This is a genomic window from Bacillus sp. OTU530 (assembly GCF_038440375.1).
Genome location: NZ_JASATP010000048.1, coordinates 22,599 through 42,264, shown reverse-complemented (window position 1 = coordinate 42,264; position 19,666 = coordinate 22,599). Strand labels below are relative to the sequence as shown.

The 19,666-nt window shown below is 40.0% G+C and carries 23 protein-coding genes and 3 tRNA genes; 13 read left to right on the top strand and 13 right to left on the bottom strand.

Annotated features, from left to right (window positions below):
* Positions 1 to 44: 44 nt before the first annotated feature.
* The 3 genes from AAHB12_RS24915 to AAHB12_RS24905 all read left to right on the top strand — a co-directional run bounded on the left by AAHB12_RS24915 (position 45) and on the right by AAHB12_RS24905 (position 319).
* Positions 45 to 120: transfer RNA gene (locus tag AAHB12_RS24915), tRNA-His, on the top strand.
* A gap of 28 nt (positions 121 to 148) precedes the next feature.
* Positions 149 to 220 (top strand) — tRNA-Cys (locus tag AAHB12_RS24910).
* Between the two features lie 18 nt (positions 221 to 238).
* Positions 239 to 319: transfer RNA gene (locus tag AAHB12_RS24905), tRNA-Leu, on the top strand.
* A gap of 177 nt (positions 320 to 496) precedes the next feature.
* On the opposite strand, the gene AAHB12_RS24900 is transcribed toward AAHB12_RS24905, so the two are convergent.
* Together AAHB12_RS24900 and AAHB12_RS24895 are read right to left on the bottom strand one after the other, a co-directional pair.
* Complete coding sequence (locus AAHB12_RS24900) at positions 497 to 643, bottom strand: BH0509 family protein (RefSeq protein WP_129730793.1); 147 nt, start codon at positions 641 to 643, stop codon at positions 497 to 499.
* A 231-nt stretch (positions 644 to 874) separates the two neighbouring features.
* Entirely contained in the window at positions 875 to 1,291 is a 417-nt protein-coding gene (locus tag AAHB12_RS24895; RefSeq protein WP_342047783.1) for a pyridoxamine 5'-phosphate oxidase family protein, read from the bottom strand.
* Positions 1,292 to 1,438: 147 nt separating this feature from the next.
* On the opposite strand from AAHB12_RS24895, the gene cax reads away from it, so the two are divergent.
* The 3 genes from cax to AAHB12_RS24880 all read left to right on the top strand — a co-directional run bounded on the left by cax (position 1,439) and on the right by AAHB12_RS24880 (position 4,206).
* Complete coding sequence (gene cax, locus AAHB12_RS24890; RefSeq protein WP_342047789.1) at positions 1,439 to 2,494, top strand: calcium/proton exchanger; 1,056 nt, start codon at positions 1,439 to 1,441, stop codon at positions 2,492 to 2,494.
* A gap of 77 nt (positions 2,495 to 2,571) precedes the next feature.
* Positions 2,572 to 3,186, top strand: a complete 615-nt coding sequence (locus AAHB12_RS24885) for a YczE/YyaS/YitT family protein (protein ID WP_129730797.1) — start codon at positions 2,572 to 2,574, stop codon at positions 3,184 to 3,186.
* A gap of 225 nt (positions 3,187 to 3,411) precedes the next feature.
* Positions 3,412 to 4,206, top strand: a complete 795-nt coding sequence (locus AAHB12_RS24880; protein ID WP_129730799.1) for a YfkD famly protein — start codon at positions 3,412 to 3,414, stop codon at positions 4,204 to 4,206.
* A gap of 63 nt (positions 4,207 to 4,269) precedes the next feature.
* Here the strand turns inward: AAHB12_RS24880 and yfkAB are convergent, their stop codons facing one another.
* Positions 4,270 to 5,394 carry a radical SAM/CxCxxxxC motif protein YfkAB gene (gene yfkAB, locus AAHB12_RS24875; protein ID WP_129730801.1) on the bottom strand — a complete coding sequence of 375 codons (1,125 nt, stop codon included), beginning with the start codon at positions 5,392 to 5,394 and terminating at the stop codon, positions 4,270 to 4,272.
* A 231-nt stretch (positions 5,395 to 5,625) separates the two neighbouring features.
* Here yfkAB and AAHB12_RS24870 point away from each other — a divergent pair, with 231 nt between their 5' ends.
* Entirely contained in the window at positions 5,626 to 5,802 is a 177-nt protein-coding gene (locus tag AAHB12_RS24870) for an SE1561 family protein (protein WP_165350883.1), read from the top strand.
* 271 nt (positions 5,803 to 6,073) lie between these two features.
* On the top strand, positions 6,074 to 7,603 hold the full coding sequence (locus tag AAHB12_RS24865) for a fumarate hydratase (protein WP_342047782.1): 1,530 nt from the start codon (positions 6,074 to 6,076) through the stop codon (positions 7,601 to 7,603).
* A gap of 184 nt (positions 7,604 to 7,787) precedes the next feature.
* Here the strand turns inward: AAHB12_RS24865 and AAHB12_RS24860 are convergent, their stop codons facing one another.
* Positions 7,788 to 8,225 carry an Hsp20/alpha crystallin family protein gene (locus tag AAHB12_RS24860; protein WP_342047780.1) on the bottom strand — a complete coding sequence of 146 codons (438 nt, stop codon included), beginning with the start codon at positions 8,223 to 8,225 and terminating at the stop codon, positions 7,788 to 7,790.
* A gap of 195 nt (positions 8,226 to 8,420) precedes the next feature.
* Between AAHB12_RS24860 and pdaA the strand changes: the two genes are divergently transcribed.
* On the top strand, positions 8,421 to 9,215 hold the full coding sequence (gene pdaA, locus AAHB12_RS24855) for a delta-lactam-biosynthetic de-N-acetylase (protein WP_129730807.1): 795 nt from the start codon (positions 8,421 to 8,423) through the stop codon (positions 9,213 to 9,215).
* Here the strand turns inward: pdaA and AAHB12_RS24850 are convergent.
* Both AAHB12_RS24850 and AAHB12_RS24845 read right to left on the bottom strand, forming a co-directional pair.
* Positions 9,160 to 9,390 carry a VanZ family protein gene (locus AAHB12_RS24850; protein ID WP_342047787.1) on the bottom strand — a complete coding sequence of 77 codons (231 nt, stop codon included), beginning with the start codon at positions 9,388 to 9,390 and terminating at the stop codon, positions 9,160 to 9,162. The genes pdaA and AAHB12_RS24850 overlap by 56 nt on opposite strands.
* Positions 9,391 to 9,434: 44 nt before the next feature.
* On the bottom strand, positions 9,435 to 9,776 hold the full coding sequence (locus AAHB12_RS24845; RefSeq protein WP_342047779.1) for a PadR family transcriptional regulator: 342 nt from the start codon (positions 9,774 to 9,776) through the stop codon (positions 9,435 to 9,437).
* Positions 9,777 to 9,997: 221 nt separating this feature from the next.
* Here AAHB12_RS24845 and rlmD point away from each other — a divergent pair, with 221 nt between their 5' ends.
* On the top strand, positions 9,998 to 11,386 hold the full coding sequence (rlmD, locus tag AAHB12_RS24840) for a 23S rRNA (uracil(1939)-C(5))-methyltransferase RlmD (RefSeq protein WP_342047777.1): 1,389 nt from the start codon (positions 9,998 to 10,000) through the stop codon (positions 11,384 to 11,386).
* 19 nt (positions 11,387 to 11,405) lie between these two features.
* Here the strand turns inward: rlmD and AAHB12_RS24835 are convergent, their stop codons facing one another.
* Positions 11,406 to 12,056, bottom strand: a complete 651-nt coding sequence (locus tag AAHB12_RS24835) for a zinc ribbon domain-containing protein (protein WP_342047776.1) — start codon at positions 12,054 to 12,056, stop codon at positions 11,406 to 11,408.
* A gap of 466 nt (positions 12,057 to 12,522) precedes the next feature.
* Between AAHB12_RS24835 and AAHB12_RS24830 the strand changes: the two genes are divergently transcribed.
* A complete protein-coding gene (locus tag AAHB12_RS24830; protein ID WP_342047775.1) occupies positions 12,523 to 12,861 on the top strand; it encodes a DUF5655 domain-containing protein in 339 nt (112 codons plus the stop codon).
* Positions 12,862 to 13,231: 370 nt separating this feature from the next.
* Complete coding sequence (locus AAHB12_RS24825; protein WP_342047773.1) at positions 13,232 to 14,329, top strand: L-dopachrome tautomerase-related protein; 1,098 nt, start codon at positions 13,232 to 13,234, stop codon at positions 14,327 to 14,329.
* Between the two features lie 153 nt (positions 14,330 to 14,482).
* On the opposite strand, the gene AAHB12_RS24820 is transcribed toward AAHB12_RS24825, so the two are convergent.
* The 6 genes from AAHB12_RS24820 to AAHB12_RS31935 form a co-directional block, all read right to left on the bottom strand.
* A complete protein-coding gene (locus AAHB12_RS24820; RefSeq protein ID WP_066400456.1) occupies positions 14,483 to 14,782 on the bottom strand; it encodes a spore coat protein in 300 nt (99 codons plus the stop codon).
* An 18-nt stretch (positions 14,783 to 14,800) separates the two neighbouring features.
* Positions 14,801 to 14,995: a hypothetical protein gene (locus AAHB12_RS24815; RefSeq protein WP_342047772.1), complete on the bottom strand. Its 195-nt coding sequence runs from the start codon at positions 14,993 to 14,995 to the stop codon at positions 14,801 to 14,803.
* A gap of 17 nt (positions 14,996 to 15,012) precedes the next feature.
* Positions 15,013 to 16,149 (bottom strand): zinc-dependent alcohol dehydrogenase, encoded by a 1,137-nt coding sequence (locus tag AAHB12_RS24810; protein WP_342047771.1) that lies wholly within the window; start codon positions 16,147 to 16,149, stop codon positions 15,013 to 15,015.
* A gap of 18 nt (positions 16,150 to 16,167) precedes the next feature.
* Entirely contained in the window at positions 16,168 to 16,536 is a 369-nt protein-coding gene (locus tag AAHB12_RS24805) for a spore coat protein (protein WP_342047769.1), read from the bottom strand.
* Between the two features lie 16 nt (positions 16,537 to 16,552).
* On the bottom strand, positions 16,553 to 16,798 hold the full coding sequence (locus AAHB12_RS24800) for a hypothetical protein (RefSeq protein WP_024030851.1): 246 nt from the start codon (positions 16,796 to 16,798) through the stop codon (positions 16,553 to 16,555).
* 256 nt (positions 16,799 to 17,054) lie between these two features.
* Entirely contained in the window at positions 17,055 to 17,261 is a 207-nt protein-coding gene (locus tag AAHB12_RS31935) for a DUF3231 family protein (RefSeq protein ID WP_446715611.1), read from the bottom strand.
* Positions 17,262 to 18,017: 756 nt separating this feature from the next.
* Between AAHB12_RS31935 and AAHB12_RS24795 the strand changes: the two genes are divergently transcribed.
* The gene (locus AAHB12_RS24795) at positions 18,018 to 19,001 is read left to right on the top strand and encodes a tRNA dihydrouridine synthase (RefSeq protein ID WP_129730879.1); all 984 of its coding nucleotides are present in this window, start codon (positions 18,018 to 18,020) and stop codon (positions 18,999 to 19,001) included.
* Positions 19,002 to 19,666 lie beyond the last annotated feature (665 nt).

Genomic DNA, 19,666 nt, shown 5'->3' with positions numbered 1-19,666 from the left:
TTACTTTTCATTCATTAAAAAATTTGTTATAAATATGTATTATGGCGGTTGTGGCGAAGTGGTTAACGCATCGGATTGTGGCTCCGACATTCGTGGGTTCGATTCCCATCAATCGCCCCATTTTATGTTCTTTTTATGTTCTTTTTATGGCGGCATAGCCAAGTGGTAAGGCCAAGGTCTGCAAAACCTTTATCCACCGGTTCGAATCCGGTTGCCGCCTTTTTGTATTATGTATCATGCCGATGTGGCGGAATTGGCAGACGCGCACGACTCAAAATCGTGTTCCTCTGGAGTGTCGGTTCGACCCCGACCATCGGTATCTAATAGCTCAGTAATATTAAGACTTCAGCAATTATGTTGAGGTCTTTTTGTATTTCAAGAAAGTATAAATTTCCAGCTGGAAGTTCATTCGACGAGTTTTCTTTATCTAAAGAAATTAAACTTTTTTAGAAGCTAGGGAATCACGAAATAAAAGCAGCTGCGCCGGCAGCTGCTTTTATTCTGCGATTTCCTCTAGATGATAATACGTTACATTATAAATATGCTCCACTTCTTCATCTGTCATATACATTAATTGACTGTATTGAAGCCCTTTTATTTTTTGGATAAACTCAATCATATTTTTGCGTTCTTCTCTTCTCATCCCACATCTTCCTCTCTTTTCTGTTTTAATACAGTATACTTAACTTGATACTATTATATAACACAAAATAAAAAAAGTGCACTCTTTTTTTTGAAAAATTGTCCATTTTTTTAAAAGATAGGTATAAATTTGGGGAGATTGTGTATGCAAATCTATACTTTCCTACAGTGAAACAAAAATGGATCATCCTTACGTCGGATGATCCATTGGATGAACTGATTTTCTGTTATATTACAGCGTTAATACTTCTGGATGAGCAGTACCTGCTTTATCGATGTAGTAAATATGTTTCGGCTCAAGACGCAGCAGGATATAGTTTGGATCTTCTGGTCCATCCAACCATTTGTTTAAGCTATCGTTCCAAAATTCCTGCTTTAATTGTGCACTGTCCTCTAGATAAGCATCTGCTTCTATTTCAATAAATTCTTCACCCCAGTTTTTTCCTTCATTTCCGATGAGAACATGAACATTATTATTCTCCTTAATGTCATCCACCTTACGTGATAGATGGTCTGTTGCGACATATAGTGTTAAGTCTTGGTGAAAAAACATCATAAAGCAGATGTGCGGTTTATGATCGCGTACAGTGGCTAGTACCCCTGTTTGTTGATTTTGGAGAATGTTTAAGATTTTTCCTTTTAGTTCCATGACTTCTGGCCCCCCTTTTTTTACTCTAGTTCTTACTGTTTTCTAGAACAGGCATTTTTAAACGAAAATTAAGATGGATTTTATGAAAACATGCAAATAATAATGGTACAATTAGTTCGTTATATTATTTGGAAGGGTTGGATTATTGTGGTAAATAAACTCTTTTTTCTGCTGGCGCTCGTTGGCGTACCGGTTTCAATAGCAGGAAATATCATGCATTGGTCTCAGACGCTCATGTTTGGTGTATACTGTCTCACAATCATTTCACTGGCGAGCTTTATGGGACGTGCGACGGAAAGTCTAGCTATCATTTCTGGTCCAAGCATCGGTGGTCTTTTAAATGCTACGTTTGGAAATGCGGTTGAGCTGATCATTTCTATCTTTGCTTTACAGGCAGGGTTAACAGAGGTTGTGCTTGCTTCGCTGACGGGTTCTGTACTTGGTAATCTGCTGCTTGTTGGCGGACTCTCTTTCTTTGTCGGCGGTTTAAAATATAAGCGTCAAACCTTTAATGTGTACGATGCTCGTCACAATTCGGCTCTTCTTATTTTTGCTGTTGTTGTCGCGTTTGTTATACCAGAAGTGTTTGCAATGGATATGGATGAGGGGAGAACATTCACTTTAAGCATTGGCACATCCATTATTTTAATTGTGTTGTATCTGGCAGCTCTATTCTTTAAGCTTGTTACGCATCGTGGCGTTTATCAGCATAAAGGAGAGCAAGTAGAGGAGCATGAGGAGCCAGAATGGAGTAAAGGAAGAGCAATAACTGTATTGGCAGTGGCGACTGCTGCAGTAGCATATGTGTCAGAAGCGCTCGTACATACATTTGAGACAGTGGCAGAATCCTTTGGATGGTCAGAGCTGTTCATAGGGGTCATTATTGTTGCGATTGTTGGGAATGCAGCAGAGCATGCTTCTGCTATTATTATGGCTTATAAGAATAAGGTTAGTGTCGCAGTAGAAATTGCGGTAGGCTCTACACTGCAGATTGCCATGTTTGTAGCTCCGTTGCTGGTACTTGTTTCTTTGTTTCTAACGGAGCAACTGCCGCTCATATTCACGATGCCAGAGTTAATTGCTATGATTACGGCAGTATTTTTGACTATCTTTATTTCAAACGATGGCGATACGAATTGGTTTGAAGGTCTTACCCTTTTAGGAGCGTATGCAATTATGGGGATTGGTTTTTATCTGCTTTAAAATTCCTGGCCAAGGCTAGGAATTTTTTTTTATGTACGTAATATGTTCTATTATTAAGAAGAAAAAAGGAGACAGTCATGAAACTGACACGCTTGCTGTTTTTCATCATGGGAATTGCCATTTTAACATTTGGCGCCAGTCTCACCCTAAAGGCGAATTTAGGGGCAGGTCCTTGGGATGCTTTAACGGCAGGGCAAGCAACAGTAACGGGCTTTACTGTCGGATCATGGGTCATTATTGATGGTGTAGTTCTCTTATTTGTAAATGCGTATTTGCTGAGGCAAAAACCACAATTTTTAGCTGCTGTTACATTTGTGTTTATTGGTACGATGATCGACTTTTGGCTGTTAAAGGTGATGAAGGATTGGCATCCTATCGGACTTGCCTATCAGGCAGGGACACTGCTAGTCGGCATTATCATGCTTTCGGTAGGTGTGGCGATGTACCTGCAATCAAGCTACCCGGCCAACCCAATCGACAATTTGATGATTGCACTGCATAAACGATTCGGTGTTAGTTTAATGGTTGCAAAAACACTTGGAGAGATGACTGCTCTTGTATTTGCGATTTTACTAAAAGGACCCATTGGGATTGGAACGCTTGTAATTGCATTTACGATTGGGCCTACCGTCCAATGGTGTTATCATCCAACAGAACGATTTATGCTGAAGGTCAGTTCTATCTTAAGATAGAGTTGATTTTTTTGCACTGTAGGAAAGTATAAATTTCTAACAGGAAGCCAATTCGACGAAGTTAGAAATTTTAGGAATACAGTATAAGTAGGGCTATGCCTCTGTCTTCGCCCAAGGGCAGGGCTCGCCAATCGGCGAGTTTTCTTTATGGAAGAATGTTGGATAACAATAGAACGTACAGAAAACAATAACAATGATGAATCTTCCTTGAAAGGGGCACCAGGAATGAAAGGTGTAAAGCATGTCTTTATGATTTCTATTTTCTTGCTCGTTCTCGCTCATCCAGCGTTTGCTGATGCGAAGCCGATCCATTTCAAAATACCTGCGTCTGTAATAGACATTTCCAAGGAGAATACGTATCCGAACCCAACGCAGGATTTACCGCGTTTACAGCCGAGCGAGTTTGCAAAAAGCTTAGTAAAAACATCTGAAATCCCAATTGAAAATCCAAATTTAATCCGTATGTTCAATGAAACATCGATATCGAATGCACCGCTTGCTGTTGGATATCGAGCAAAAATTTATCTGGGGCAATGGCCTTTGAATTATGAATCAACGGAAACAACGGTGAATTGGGAATATCAGCAGATTAACCGGAATTTTCATGATAACCGCGGCGGCAGAACCTTTTTTCAGCTTCGTTATAATCAAGAAACACAGCGAATTGTGCACGGCGGCTTAACTGCTAATATACGCGGAGCAGAAGATGTGAAAAAAATGATGCTATTAAAGGCGATGGAAAAAACGCAGATGCCGCTCTCTTTCCAAACTGTAATTGGGTATGGAACGAAGCATAGCCGTGTGTATAATGTTGGACCAAAACATCTTGGCTATCTGTATACGTATGCTCCAGCTGTAAATGAAAAGGGAAAGGTAACATTTGGGGAAGTATACTTAGTGTTAAAAGGAAATCAACGTAAATTAATGATTAAAAATGTAACGTCACAGGGAATTGGTGCTTGGATTCCAGTACAGGATCGTGTCTCCTTTGGCTTTATGACATCGCCACATCCACGATAGAAAAAGCGGGCTCAGTGGAGTCCGCTTTTTACAATTACAAGTAAGTATAAATTTTCATTTTCTTCAAAAGCTGAGCTTTGCTTTTTTTACAGTAAAGTCTTCATCCGGATAATAGCTGTTTTTTACAAGCGCATTCGGACCGAGACATTTGATAGCTGGGCAATGACAATTTAATTGCTTTGCCGTCTTTGAGCCCATCCATACATCATAAGCTTCCTGCAAGGTATTTGTCTGAATATTGCCGAGCGGAGGAACGTCACCAAAGTCAGTCACGATAATGCTGCCGTCGAAAATATTTACGTTGAGACGGGAGCGGCCATCTGGATCATTGCGAACTGTTACATTTTTACTGCGATACAATTTTTGCAGCACCTCTAGGTCGCGTTCATCAGAGCTGCATGCATAGAATGGCAATGTACCGAAAAGCATCCAAACATCCTCATTTCGAACATCGAGCAGGTGGGATACTGCTTCACGAATTTCATCCTTCGTAAGAATCTCTAAATTGCTCGCAAAGTCACTTGGATACATTGGATGTACCTCATGCCGCTTACAGCCCATCTCCTCTATAATTTGCTTATGGATATGTTCAATATGCGGAAGTGTACGCCTATTCAGCATTGTTTCTGCTGATACGAGCACACCTGCTTTTGACAGAGCCTTGCTATTTTCAATCATACGCTCAAAGAGCTTGGCGCGCTGCTCTACTGTTGGTTTTCGCTCCATCATGGCAAAGCCGCCCTCTGTAAAGTCCTCCAGCGTACCCCAATTATGAGAAATATGCAGTACATCCAAATACGGTATAATTTGTTCGTAGCGGGATAAATCTAATGTTAGATTTGAATTGATTTGTGTGCGGACACCGCGTTCATGCGCATACTTCAACAGAGGAATGACGTAGGATTGAACGGATGTTTTTGAAAGCATTGGCTCACCGCCGGTAATACTTAAGGAACGAAGTGAAGGAATTTCTTCCAATCGCTTGAGCAGCAATGCAAGCGGCAAGGCATTTGGATCCTTTGGCTGCAGGGTGTAACCAACCGCACAATGCTCGCATCTCATATTACATATCGTTGTGGTTGTAAACTCAACGTTTGTAAGTGTCAGATTGCCGTACTCCTCTATGTCCATATAAGCTTCCCACGGATCATAAGCGGGAGTAATCGGCTTGAGTTGTGATATATTCATACTAGAAACTCCTTTGTGTGTAAAGTAAAGCTTCGTACGTGAGCAATTTTCTCACGTATGATAAGGGAACAAGCCTAGCTTGTATCAGCCAGTGATGACCGATTGTAAGAATAAGCGAAAATGCCCATACTTATCATAGAAGAATAGTGCCAGTTTATAAACAGTTTTGCACAAAAAGTTTTTATCTTCTTGTATAATAGAAACAATGTAAATAAAAAGGAGCGAATACGCATGGGAAATGCTGTACACGATAAAGATTCACAGCTAGTATATTTAAAGGAACGCTTGAATATGTTCGTGGAGGTCATTGATACGATGGATCCAGAGGATATTGAGCTTGAAGATATCGACCGTTTAATTGGCATGCTGGATGATTTAGAGGACAAGTGTGAGCAATTTAAGAAGTGATAAGACAAAGGAAAGGGGATGCGCTCGCATTCTCCTTTTTATTTGTACCAGAAAGTATACATTTCTAGCTAGAAAATGATTCGATGCAGCTGGAAATTTTAGGGGTAAAGTATAAGTACAACTGCGCCTCTGTCTTCGTCTAGGGGACAGGGCTTGCCAATCGTCATGTATATCTTATAAAGGAAAAACTTCTTCTGCTTTCTATGCAAAAAGGAGTATAATCAAATTGTGAAAACTTTTAGATAGCGTTCTCATTCAGGGGGGAAATGAAATGGAAAAGCTTCAAGAAAGTATGTACAAGTTAATCGTTGAGACTTCTACGAACCTGCCAAAGGATGTCCGCCGTGCCATTCAGCGTGCAAGGGAGAAGGAAAGCGCGGGTACTCGTTCGGCAATGGCGCTTCATACCATTACAAATAATATTAAGATGGCGGATGATAATATTTCGCCTATTTGTCAGGATACAGGAATGCCAACATTCAAAATAAAAACACCGGTTGGCGTAAATCAGCTTGTGATTAAAGAAGCAATTTATGCGGCGATTGAGCAAGCGACAAAGGATGGCAAGCTTCGTCCAAATTCTGTTGATTCCCTATTTGGCAATAACAGCGGCAACAACCTTGGTGCTGGTACTCCAGTTGTAAAATTCGAGCAGTGGGAGAAGGATTATATTGATGCCCGTTTAATCCTAAAGGGAGGCGGCTGTGAGAATAAAAACATCCAGTACAGTCTTCCCTGTGAGCTAGAGGGTCTTGGCAAAGCTGGCCGTGACCTAGACGGCATTCGGAAATGCTTACTGCACGCGGTATACCAAGCACAAGGACAAGGCTGCAGTGCGGGGGTAATTGGTGTTGGGATCGGCGGCGACCGTACATCCGGCTATGAGCTTGCTAAAGAGCAGCTATTCCGTTCATTAGACGATGAAAATCAAATTCCAGAGCTGCGCCAATTAGAAGAATACGTGATGGAAAATGCGAATAAGCTAGGCATCGGAACAATGGGCTTTGGCGGCGAAACAACATTGCTTGGCTGTAAAATTGGCGTTTACAACCGTCTTCCTGCCAGCTTCTACGTATCTGTTGCGTATAACTGCTGGGCATACCGCCGCCTAGGTGTTACCCTTAGCCCAGCAACAGGCGAAATCGCCCAGTGGTTATATCAGGAAGGTGATGACACACTTCAGCCAGCGGAGGCAGAAGCAGCAGACGTACAGGAGCAACGTGAAATCGTACTGCAGGCACCAATCACAGAAGAACAAATTCGGGAGCTTCGCGTTGGTGATGTTGTTACGATTAACGGCATGATGTACACAGGACGTGATGCAATTCATAAGCATTTAACAGATAATGATTGTCCGGTTGACCTGAATGGACAAGTGATTTACCATTGCGGTCCGGTTGTGATGAAGGATAGCGAGGGCAAATATCACATTAAAGCCGCTGGTCCGACGACAAGTATTCGCGAGGAGCCATATCAAGGCGACATTATGAAGAAATTTGGCATCCGCGCTGTTATCGGAAAAGGCGGTATGGGAGCGAAAACCCTTGCTGCACTTCAGGAGCATGGCGGCGTATATTTAAATGCAATCGGCGGTGCAGCGCAATATTATGCAGAATGTATCAAGGAAGTAGAAGGGGTAGACTTCCTTCAGTTTGGTATTCCTGAGGCAATGTGGCATTTGCGTGTAGAAGGCTTTAAAGCAGTTGTAACAATGGATTCTCACGGTAACAGCCTTCATGCAGATGTCGACAAAACATCGTTAGAAAGATTGGCACAATTTAAAGAGCCGGTATTTAAATAAAGAAAACTCGCCGACTGGTGAGCCCTGCTTTTGGGCGAAGATAGAGGCGTAGTGGCACTTATACTGTATTCCTAAAATTTCCGACTAGGTCGAATTGGCTTCTAGCTGGAAATTTATACTTTCCTACAGTGTAAAAAGGGAAAAATGACTGGGCGGGTGTTGCTCAGTCATTTTTCGTGGGATTTTAATGGAATTCTACGTGAACTCTTCTTCTTTGATTTTTCATAGACTTCGGCATGCGAATTTCTAGCACACCATTCTTATAAGAAGCTCTCACACCTACATTTGATACAGGACATGGAAGCGAAACTACGCGTTGGAAACGGCCGACATACCGTTCTCTCCGATGTGTATTCTCTTCCTTCATCTCTTGGGATTTATGAATTGAGCCGCTAATCATCAGCATGTCATTTTCAACCTCAATGTCAACATCCTCTTTCTTTTGGAGCCCGGGAATATCACATGTGGCAATAATCTCATTTTCTGTTTCATGTACATCAACCCGGATACCGCCTATATTATGCTGATTCCCAAAATGAGAAGGGAAGTCCGTAAAGAAATGATCAAATTCCTTTTGCATATTAGCTAATTGTCTAAATGGATCGTATGGTATCAATCCCATTTGTAACAGCTCCTTTTTTAATAAGATGAAGTGCGCTCTTATTATTTGCGATGTTGAAAAAAGTACTGTAGAAATGTACTAGCAATTTTCCCTATAAATGGAGCTCAGGAGCGATATGGAAGAAACTGTGCAGAATGAAGCGAAAGCAGGTAACAAAACCTACGAGTACGAACCATTTCGGAAAGGAGACTCGGCATGAAAAAAAGCCTTTGCATCATGACCGTACTCGCATTGTTTTTAGCCTTACTGCCGTCTTTTACTTACGCTTACTCGAACGAGGCGAAGCATTGGGGCATTCCGCGCAACCAGGATGAAACGCCGCCTGATGCAGGAAAAGAGTTTACTTCAATTATTGAAAAATACGATGGCTTTTATCTTGGTGATACGAAGAAAAAGGACATTTACTTAACGTTTGATAATGGATATGAAAATGGCTATACAGCAAAGATTTTGGATGTGTTAAAGGAGAAAAAGGTACCGGCGACCTTTTTTATTACCGGTCATTATATTAAAGACCAGCCTGAGCTTGTCAAACGAATGGCGAAGGAAGGGCATATTATTGGAAATCATTCATGGCACCATCCGGATTTAACGACTACCGGTGACGAGAAATTCCGCGAAGAGCTTATTATGATTGAAAAGGCTGTAAAGGACCTAACTGGTCAAAAGGAAATGAAATATCTTCGTCCGCCGCGCGGAATATTTAGTGAACGTACATTGGCAATTTCACGTGAAATGGGCTATCATAACGTTTTCTGGTCGCTTGCGTTCATCGATTGGAAAACCGAACAACAACGAGGCTGGCGATATGCATATGATAACGTAATGAACCTGATTCATCCAGGATCAATTCTTCTTTTACATTCTGTGTCCAGTGACAATGCGGAAGCACTCAGTAAAATTATCGATGATTTACGGAAGCGGGGCTATCAATTTAAGAGCCTGGATGATTTAGTGAGAGAGAAATTTGGTCCAGAGGTGAACTACTAAAAAACCGCAGGCAAGATGCCTGCGGTTTTTTAGTATGAATCGGACTTTTTGTTTGCTTTGCAATTCGAAATTTCCGAAATACCTTCCAAATACTATAGCCAAGCAATGCGCCAGCGACATTCAGAATAATATCATCAATATCAAACACACCTGCAAGCGTAATGAGTTGAAGCAGCTCTATATATGTGATTAACCGTATGAACAGCAGAGCGGCTGCTTTTAGGCTCCGTGTGCTGCAGATGCTCCTTTCCTACAGATTTGAATCAGCTCTGTAATTTGATCCCAAGCGGTTAATTTCTCCTGCAGCTCTAATCGTCCCGCTGCTGTAATACGATAAAATTTCCTTTTCATCCCCGTGTCTGATTCACCCCAATAGGACTCAATTAATGCCCGTTGCTCTATGCATTTTAGAGCGGGATATAAGGTCCCTTGGCTCATGCTGTAGGATTGATTGCTATGCAGCTTCAGCTTCTGCACAATTTCATAGCCATATGTATCATGCTGCGCGATGATTGAAAGTAATAAAATGTCAATACTTCCTTTTAGAATCTCTTTATCCATATTTTATCACCCGATAAAATTGTAACACGACATATATGGGCTGGTTTTACGAAATCCAGCTTGTAACGTATAATAAGAGCTGCATGTTTAAAAGGATGAAAATTATTTAGCTTAGAGCTAAAACAAGATAATTCATTTTTGGAAATAATAAAGGAAGAATATACGCCGTATGGCAGCTATGCTTCACTAAATGTGTAGAGGAGCATTGAGTAGGAGGAACCATGGAAACAACGCAAGAAAGTAAATTACAAATGGGACAAACCTTCCCAGTAACCATTAAACGTCTCGGTATTAACGGAGAAGGAGTCGGCTATTTCAAACGACAGGTTGTCTTCATTCCGGGCGCACTGCCAGGGGAGGAGGTTGTCGCTGAGGTTACTGCAATCAAAAAAGGATTTGCCGAAGCGAAAGTCAAGCGAATCCGCAAGCAATCTCCGCAGCGCGTGGCACCGCCTTGTCCGGTGCATGAGCAGTGCGGCGGTTGTCAGCTGCAGCATATCTCATATGAAGGACAGCTCGAACAAAAGCGTGACATTGTTGTTCAGGCTTTTGAACGATATACAAAACAAATTGCTCATAAGCTCGACATCCGCCCGACAATCGGAATGGAGGACCCATGGCATTATCGAAATAAAAGCCAGCTTCAGGTTGGTATTGATAACCGCAGAGTCATTGCCGGCTTGTATGGCTTAAATTCGCATGAGCTTGTAGATATTTCTGATTGTATGATTCAGCACAAGGCAACAAACGAAGTAACGCAAAAGGTAAAACAAATTTTAGAGAACCTTGGTATCTCTATTTACAATGAGAAAAAGCATAAGGGCGCAGTTCGCACGATTGTGACGCGCATTGCTGTTCGAACAGGAGAAATTCAGCTTGTGCTCGTAACAGCAAGAGAGGATTTCCCGCGCAAGGACCAATTTGTAAAGCAGGTACAAACTGCTCTGCCGCAGGTCAAATCGATTATGCAAAACATCAACGGTGAGCGTACCTCTATCATTTTTGGAGACGAAACATTCCGCCTTGCTGGAAAGGAATTTATTCAGGAGGCTTTAGGAGATTTAAAATTTGAGCTATCAGCTCGTGCCTTTTTCCAGCTCAACCCCACGCAAACAGTGAAGCTATATGATGAAGTAAAGCAGGCAGCAAAGCTAACAGGTAAGGAAAAGGTAGTTGATGCATACTGTGGCGTCGGAACGATTGGATTATGGCTGGCGAACGAAGCGGCTGAGGTTCGCGGCATGGATATCATTGAAGAAGCAATTGAGGATGCAAAAAAGAACGCCAAGCAGCATGGCTTCCTCAATACGATGTATGTGACAGGAAAAGCAGAACAGGTTCTTCCGAAATGGGTGAAGGAAGGATGGAAGCCAGATATCATTGTGGTAGACCCACCGAGAACAGGCTGTGATGATATGTTGCTAAATACAATTTTGAAGGTGAAGCCGAAGCAGGTTGTGTATGTATCCTGTAATCCATCTACCCTTGCGAAGGATGTGGCGAAGCTGCTAGGGGATTATGAGGTTTCGTATGTGCAGCCGGTGGATATGTTTCCGCATACGGCGCATGTGGAATGTGTCTTGCAACTCATTTTAAAGAAAGGCAACTAACCCTTTGGGCGTTGCCTTCTTACGTTTCTTGTAGCGGATTAACAAAGCTGTATTGAATATGGACAGTTCCGTCGTTCTTACAGGTGATCTTCTCAACCAGGGAATGAAAAACCTGCGGTGTCAATTCCTTTAGGTTGAGGACATCTTTTAGCTTTTTGCCGATATTAATGGCGTAATCCTCGTTGTCGCATTCCTGTAGTTTCTCATTAAGTTCGGCCTTTTTGGTTTGAAGGTCCTTAATCTTGCTGTCCGTTAATTCTCGATACTCAACCAAATCTTCTTTTGAAATGACATTTTCAGTATAGAGGTCTACATATTCCAGCTTTTTGTTTCTTAAATTTTCTATTTCGGATTGGACCTTTTCAAGCTCTTTTAAAATGTTCCGCTTTTTTACATTAAGCTTATTTAATAGGGAGTTTAAGAAGGTCTCTTCCTTTAGAGAGTTAAACAGTGCTTTTAAGTCCTCCATAATCACATGCATAAGCTCTTTTTCCCGAAAGGCCACCTTGTTAAGACAAAAAGTATCACCATGTCTAATGTTTCCTCCACAGCGGTAGCCCTTTTGATTGGCTTTAAACCACATGCCTTTTTGACATTCTTCGCAATAAAGAATGTTGGGAAAAAGGTGTTTCTTCGGGGCGGTAGCTGTTCTTGTACGGTTTTCTATCATTACCTGTACGGGGTATTAAAGGTTTCCTTTGGAATGATCGCCTCGTGGGTATTTTCGATAATCACGACACTTTCATCGCTTAACTCTCTCCGTTTTGAAGAGGTCAATGAGGAATTTGTGAATATATCCATAAAATGGATATAATAAAATAACATAAAGTGCAGTGGCTTATATAAGCTACCAAGTAAGAAACCCTTCAAACTGGTTGGTGTGAAGGGCTTCTTTTTTGTTTGAGATAATTAGCTATGGTTGCTTTGAGGTTGAGGATAAATCCGATTCGGCCGCAATTGTTAAAAAATAACAACTCATATTATTCATATGTATGCATAGATATTGGCCGTTATTGTGGGCCACTTATTAAAGTACTGGCAGGTTAGTGAATAAAGAAATGGTAAAATGATGTAAAAAGAGGAAAAATAAAGGTAATAAAGTTTAATATGTTAAAGTGAAAGTAGGAGATGGTGATATGTCAGAAGATGAATTATTCTCAAATAAGGCATCTAATGTTTATGAAATATATTCAAAAATACTCGATTTATTGAAAGAAATTGGACCTTTTGAAATTGAGTTTAAAAAGACTTCTATACATCTTTTGAATAAATCTTCCTTCGGAGGAGTTCATCCAAAAAAGAAATGGTTAGATTTTAATTTAGTAACAAACCATCAAATTGAACACGAGAAGATTACTAAAATTGAACAAGTTTCAAAAAACAGATTTCACAATAACTTTAGATTTCATAGTGAAGACGAACTAAATCAAGAGTTTTTAGTTCTTTTAAAAGAATCATATCAATTAATGAGTTAGTTAGAGAAAGGATATTTATTACCAATGAACAGCATTTTCTTGGGAATTATATCTGGTATAACATTTGGTTTATCCTCTGTACTACTAATGCTCCCGATGAAATTTGAAGATAAACGTATTGCTATTATTGGTTCATTTATTAATCGTTTTACGATTGGTTTCTTAATATCAGTAACTGTTCTTCCTATGTATGGTTGGACAGAAGACCTTTAAATTAAAATGTTTTCTTTCTTCTGACAGACTTGTTAAATTTCGAAAACAATCAATTCAATCATCTTTTCGTATAGAAAAACTTATTAAGAAACATGCACTAGAAAAAATATAAATCATATATAGGAGATATCCCGTTTGAATGCTTGAGGAGGATATTATGAAACCTATGTTACCTAGTGAAAAATATTTCGGTAATTTAGAACTAGTTTATGCATTTTATGGGGCTATGCCTACAGGTGTTACTGTTTCAGAAACCGGTCGTATTTTCATTTGCTTTCCGAAATGGGGAGACGATGTTAAATTTACGGTGGCGGAAATTGTTGAGGATAAATTGCAGCCTTATCCTAATTTACACACCAATTTGGTTAACCCCGAGAATATCACAATGACTTTCATCAGTGTCCAAAGTGTAGTTGCTGATGGAAGGGGAACGCTTTGGATATTAGATACAGCGGCACCCAATTTTTCTGAACCTATTAAAGGGGGGGCAAAATTAGTCGCTGTTGATTTAGAAACCAATACAATAAGAAAAGTATATACCTTTACAGAAGATGTTGTCCTGCCTACAACTTATCTGAATGATGTCCGTTTTGATTTTCGTGTTGGAAAAGCAGGTTATGCCTATATAACGGATTCTTCTTCAAGAGGACCAGGAGCTATTATCGTAGTAGATTTATCAAATGGAAACGCGTTTAGACGGTTAAATGGGGCAAATTCAACTTCACCCGATTCCTATTTTTTACCGAAAGTAGAAGGTCAAATTTTAATGAATCGAAACAAAGACGGTTCAACTTCTCCATTTAGATTGGCGTCTGATAGTCTTGCGATTTCTCCCGATGGAAAGATATTATTTTTTGCTCCACTAACCAGTCGTCATTTGTTCTCGATCTCAACAGAAGCCCTGAGAGACAGAACGATACCGGACATGGATTTACCTTATCATGTGGAGTATTGGGGAGAAAAAGGTGCGTCTGATGGAATGATCACCGATGCAAACGGAACTGTTTATGCTGGAGATTATGAAAACAACAGTATCCGTAAGACATTGCCAAATGGCATAATGGAAACTATCGCACATGATCCGAGAATTTTGTGGCCGGATACTTTTTCAATTGGTCCGGATCAATATTTGTATGTCATTGTGAACCAATTACATCGACAGCCTAGATTTCATTATGGAAAAGACTTACGACAGAAACCTTATAGTTTACTTCGTATCAAAATTGATGAATTTCCTGCTCCGACCTTTTCATAATAAAAATAGTCAATTAATTGTTTTCATTATATAGTGTAAAACAAACACGAGTAAGCAAGAAGTATTAACTTTATTTACTTCTGCCAAATAAACTCAAAATGGTTTAATAGGAACAGTTTATTTGGTGAGTGTTAAACTGTTCCAGGAAATTTTTTATAATGTCGGTAAGTTCAATGCTGTATTGATATTATTTAAATCCAAACTGATCTGTTCGTTTGTATCCCAAGCATGGTACCAGCCTTTTTCTACCATATATGCGGATATTTGTTCATGCATATCAAGAGCTTCCACTAAATGGCGAGTGAGCATTTCTTTAATTTCCGGTGTTCCTGCCTCCGTAACTGCCATGGCATAATTTCTAATTCCACTTTTAGCTGAAATGAGTAGATCCATTGCAACGACTTGATCCGATAGTGCGTCCATGCCAGTTAAAGTTTCAATGATTGGATTCACGTTCATTCATCTCCTAATTTACTGCTTAGCGTTGGAAAGGATAGTAGCATATTCTTGTAATTGTCTCGTAGATACATCAATGTCTTGCTGCATAATATCTTTTAATAGCTGATCTGTAACTAACGCTTTCATCGTTTTGGATTTAGTTAAACAAGTGGTCTTAAATGCAGCCATCTCATGGACCTCAAGAACTTCATGTAAGGCATAGTTCATTTTTTATACCTCCTTCCTCAAGGTTTCAACACGACTTTTATACAATCATCCAATTTTGTGTCAAAAATCTCATAGCCACGCTTTGCTTCACTAAGTGGAAGTACATGACTTACGACATCTCCTGGATCAATTTTTCCGGTCGAAACTAATTCAAACATATATGGCATATAATGAATCACAGGTGCTTGTCCAGTGCGTATATTGACGTTTCGGTTCATAATATCACCCATTGGGAATCCATTATATCTTCCACCATAAACGCCTGTGACCTGGATGTTTCCACCTTTTCGAACTGCCTGTGAAGCGATGATAAACGCGCTAAACGCTCCCCCTTGAAGTTTCATTCCGCTAGCAAGGAACTCTATATCAGTCATTTTACCGTCCATACCAACTGCATCAATGACAACATCAGCGCCGCCATTCGTCATTTCTTTTAAATGCATTCCCACATTTTCAAAGTGTTCGAAATTTACAATTTCAACTTTGTTGGTACGTTTGGCGTGTTGCAAACGATAGTCTACATAATCTACAGCAATGACACGGTTTGCTCCTTTTAGCCAACAGAATTTTTGAGCAAAAAGACCAACCGGACCACAGCCAAGAACAATAACGGTATCTCCATCCTTTACGCCTGCATTGTCAACACTCCAAAAACCAGTAGTCATCGCATCGGCAATAACTGCTAACTTTTCATCTGGTTCTTCACAAGTCTCTGGAATTTTAAAATGAGTAAAGTTGGCAAATGGCACTCTTAAATATTCAGCTTGCCCACCTGGATAGCCCCCCGTCGTACCGGAATATCCGAAATAGGCACCCATATCACCATTATCATTAGAATTATCACATTGGCTTTCCAAATGGTTTTTACAGTAATAGCATTCACCGCATGCTATATTAAAGGGAATAATTACTCGATCTCCCTTTTTTAGTTTAATCACACCTGGACCAACTTCTTCGACGATTCCCATTGGTTCATGGCCAATAACATAGTTTTCTTGCAGGTTAGGAATCATGCCATGAATTAAATGTAAATCAGAACCACATATAGCTGTACTCGTTACTTTAATAATCATGTCATCTGGTTTTTCAATCTTTGGATCTGGAACTTCTTTGACTACAACATTTTTAATACCTTGATACGTTACCGCCTTCATTGGTTACAGCCTCCAGTGTTAGTGTTCATCAGGTGTCCGGTCAAACATACCTTTTCTATTGGTCTCAACAGGAAATAGATTCATTTTGCCAATCATCAAAGTATTGTTGGCAGAGAGTTGGTCTAATTGATATTGTTCACTTAATTCGTATGGATGGAACCATTTTTTACTAATCATTAATTCTGTAATTTCTTGGTGCATGGCAATCCCTTGCATTAAGTGGTTTCGTAAGAGGGTTCTAACATCAGGTGATGCGGACTCCGTTAATGCAACCGCAATATTGCGCACACCTTCTTTGGCACGAAGAAGTAAATCCATCGCAAATGTGGTATCTGCTAACTCTGGTACGTGTAGCGAGTTTATAGGGTCTAAATAGTCATTGTTCAATGAATTTGCCTTCCTTTCAATTTATTATTGGTGTTGGCCGGTTTTGAGGAACAGGTGCTTCAAAAGGTGCACGTTGATAAATTGCCTGTAATTCTCCAAGTGCTTGCATGGATTGTTCAACATCTTTTTGCATTAATGCTCTCAAATCATGATCAAATACCAGTCCTTGCATTAGTTTTGATTTCGCTAAGCAAAGGGTTTTAAAATTAATAACTTCATGTAGATCCAATGACTCATGATCGGCTAATTTTTGAATATCCATTTCTAATTACCCTCCTTTTTACTACAATGGTATTGTTCCAAGTATAGGAGGAAACATTCTAAAGTTTTTTTAAAGGATAGGCAAAGTATTTTGAATGTTTGGAATATTTGTGAGGTGGAGAAAATTCATTCAGCACTAAAACACTAATTCAGCAATATGTACTTGCTTGGATAGTTGATAAGAACGCGAGTTAAAACCCCTTGGTGCTCAAGGGGTTTTGTCTACTTCGTAAAATCACAGTTATGGTGAAGTTTCACTAAGATAATTCTCGTCGATCAACGGAACTTGGCGGTTCTTCAAACCATCCATTGGAAATCATGATGTTTGCGCAGTCTTCCGCAAGCTTCACATCCCTTGCGATGGCAGATGAATATTTGAGCCCGAGGTCGCGCCTCATTGAGCCGGACAAGGCGGTTCCATAATATGCCATGGCTGCTTGAATCAAAAATGCGCAATGGAATATCTATCAATTTATCCGAAAATGGCGCAATCTGAGAATCTGTAACAATGTTAGGCTTCTATTTTTTATTGGTTTTTATGTATTTTAGTCACAAAATTTGTCATCCAACCAAAGTCAGTCGGCATGGTGTTTCTCCGCTGGCACATCAATTTTATCCGGACGCAACATCTTAGGTAACAGAACTAAATCAAGGAAATAAATTTGTAAGAAGGTAATTCAACTTTTTTCAAATGAAAAAAAGATAGTGAAGAAATGTACTTAAGCCATTTTACTTTGGTAAGCACTACAGAAACTATCAGGGCTATAGTGCAAAATACATCAATCATAAATAAGCAGATTATATACAATAGTTTTATTATTAATTAAACCCACCAACATCTCATGTGTTGCCACATACACTCCGCATATGTGGAGTGTGTCTTGCAACTCATTTTAAAGAAAGGCAACTAATCCTTTGTAAAATGTACCCTTTGTAAAGGACACTTTAAAAAAGGTCATGCAGCTCGAAGCAGATGATCTCTGTATTGCACAGGGGTCATCTTTTTTAGCAAAACTTTATTTTAACTCGAACAGAGGAATGCTAGTTGATAGGGTGGATTTTAGCAAACCCTGATTTCATGAAAATGAACATGTCCGATCAGTTTGATAAAAAGTGATGAAGCATGGTATAAGTGTATAGGAAGTAGGGAACATCTTGCTTTTAAATTTTGGGTAAGGGGTTGGCCTGGTATCCCATAATGAGAGGGTTTGAGTTTGAATATGATAGATAATTTTTGGCGTGATTTACCACGGCCTTTTTTTATACTGGCACCAATGGAAGATGTTACGGATGTTGTTTTTCGCCATGTAGTGAGTGAAGCAGCCAGACCTGATGTGTTTTTTACAGAGTTTACAAACACGGAGAGCTATTGTCACCCAGAGGGGATCCATAGTGTGCGTGGGCGTTTGACTTTTACAGAGGATGAACAACCAATTGTAGCCCATATCTGGGGGGATAAGCCTGAATACTTTCGGCAAATGAGTTTTGGTATGGCAAAACTAGGGTTTAAGGGTATAGATATCAATATGGGCTGTCCTGTACCTAATGTGGCACAGTACGGGAAGGGGAGCGGTCTTATCCGTCGTCCAGAAGTTGCAGCAGATTTAATACAAGCAGCAAAAGCAGGAGGATTGCCTGTAAGTGTAAAGACAAGGCTTGGTTACACTGAGATAGACGAATGGCACGACTGGCTGACACACATATTGAAACAAGACATTGTCAACCTTTCCATTCATCTGCGTACAAGGGAGGAAATGAGCAAAGTAGATGCTCATTGGGAACTAATCCCGGAGATTAAGAAACTTCGTGATCAGGTGGCACCAGATACACTCTTGACGATCAATGGGGATATCCCTGACCGTCAAACTGGCTTAAAGCTCGCTCATCAATACGGTATTGATGGGATTATGATTGGGCGTGGTATTTTCAATAATCCATTTGCCTTTGAAAAGCAGCCGAAAGATCACAGTAGTGAGGAATTGCTTAGTCTCTTAAGATTGCATCTGGATCTCCATGATAAATATTCAAAATTGGAGCTGCGTCCGTTCAAGGCTTTTCAGCGATTCTTTAAGATATATGTCCGTGGGTTCCGAGGCGCAAGTGAATTAAGAAATCAATTAATGAGTACAGCGTCAACAGATGAAGTGCGTGCATTGCTCGATAACTTTGGGTCAAAGAATCTTGATGGAATGGGGGAACAGTAGAAGGGCCCAATTCAAGGTGAAAGCGAAGTAGGACGTTAAACTGGTGTGTCTCCAAAAAGTTAGTGTTTATACTTAGCAGTTAATTGGCTGGTGTGAAGGTGGTCCTGAACCGGACCCATTCCCGCCAATTTTTACTTTATATGTGTTACTACAAGTGAAAAACACAGCTAAATGGCGCCTTAAATGAAATATTGCTAAAGGAATCAGGTGTTACTGGTTCCTTTATTTTTTTGTAAAATCACCAGCATTTCTTGTGTTGTCAATTACAGTCCACGCATGTGGAGGCAGTGACAGTGTTAACCTTAAAATAAAAGGATTTTTAAGGCAATGGATAAAATGTGGTTAACCCCATTTTATCCATTGCCTTTTCAAATTGCTTCCCCGAATTTTTATGCTGTTTCTTGTTGCCTCCCGGGGTTATATATGAATAGATATCACGAGCTGTTCTTATACTTGAGTCACCAAGCCTAATTGCAACAATCCTTGAGTTTTCTGCAAAAATATGCCTTATTAGCTATCCTGAATATTCCTTGTAATTTTGTTACATGTAAGTGGCTAAAGAAGGTATATATTCAGCATCAAGTACAGACTTTGGTGTAGAGCCTTTAAAGGAATAATATCGTTTGTCCAAGCTTTAAAGACTAATAGTAATTATTTTGAGACTT

Excerpts from the sequence above, each read along its gene's own strand:
- AAHB12_RS24900 (WP_129730793.1), bottom strand. The coding sequence starts at position 643 with ATGAGAAGAGAAGAACGCAAAAATATGATTGAGTTTATCCAAAAAATA.
- AAHB12_RS24895 (WP_342047783.1), bottom strand. The coding sequence starts at position 1,291 with ATGGAACTAAAAGGAAAAATCTTAAACATTCTCCAAAATCAACAAACA.
- AAHB12_RS24885 (WP_129730797.1), top strand. The coding sequence starts at position 2,572 with ATGAAACTGACACGCTTGCTGTTTTTCATCATGGGAATTGCCATTTTA.
- AAHB12_RS24880 (WP_129730799.1), top strand. The coding sequence starts at position 3,412 with ATGAAAGGTGTAAAGCATGTCTTTATGATTTCTATTTTCTTGCTCGTT.
- yfkAB (WP_129730801.1), bottom strand. The coding sequence starts at position 5,394 with ATGAATATATCACAACTCAAGCCGATTACTCCCGCTTATGATCCGTGG.
- AAHB12_RS24870 (WP_165350883.1), top strand. The coding sequence starts at position 5,626 with ATGGGAAATGCTGTACACGATAAAGATTCACAGCTAGTATATTTAAAG.
- AAHB12_RS24865 (WP_342047782.1), top strand. The coding sequence starts at position 6,074 with ATGGAAAAGCTTCAAGAAAGTATGTACAAGTTAATCGTTGAGACTTCT.
- AAHB12_RS24860 (WP_342047780.1), bottom strand. The coding sequence starts at position 8,225 with ATGGGATTGATACCATACGATCCATTTAGACAATTAGCTAATATGCAA.
- pdaA (WP_129730807.1), top strand. The coding sequence starts at position 8,421 with ATGAAAAAAAGCCTTTGCATCATGACCGTACTCGCATTGTTTTTAGCC.
- AAHB12_RS24845 (WP_342047779.1), bottom strand. The coding sequence starts at position 9,776 with ATGGATAAAGAGATTCTAAAAGGAAGTATTGACATTTTATTACTTTCA.
- rlmD (WP_342047777.1), top strand. The coding sequence starts at position 9,998 with ATGGAAACAACGCAAGAAAGTAAATTACAAATGGGACAAACCTTCCCA.
- AAHB12_RS24835 (WP_342047776.1), bottom strand. The coding sequence starts at position 12,056 with ATGATAGAAAACCGTACAAGAACAGCTACCGCCCCGAAGAAACACCTT.
- AAHB12_RS24830 (WP_342047775.1), top strand. The coding sequence starts at position 12,523 with ATGTCAGAAGATGAATTATTCTCAAATAAGGCATCTAATGTTTATGAA.
- AAHB12_RS24825 (WP_342047773.1), top strand. The coding sequence starts at position 13,232 with ATGAAACCTATGTTACCTAGTGAAAAATATTTCGGTAATTTAGAACTA.
- AAHB12_RS24815 (WP_342047772.1), bottom strand. The coding sequence starts at position 14,995 with ATGAACTATGCCTTACATGAAGTTCTTGAGGTCCATGAGATGGCTGCA.
- AAHB12_RS24810 (WP_342047771.1), bottom strand. The coding sequence starts at position 16,149 with ATGAAGGCGGTAACGTATCAAGGTATTAAAAATGTTGTAGTCAAAGAA.
- AAHB12_RS24800 (WP_024030851.1), bottom strand. The coding sequence starts at position 16,798 with ATGGATATTCAAAAATTAGCCGATCATGAGTCATTGGATCTACATGAA.
- AAHB12_RS24795 (WP_129730879.1), top strand. The coding sequence starts at position 18,018 with ATGATAGATAATTTTTGGCGTGATTTACCACGGCCTTTTTTTATACTG.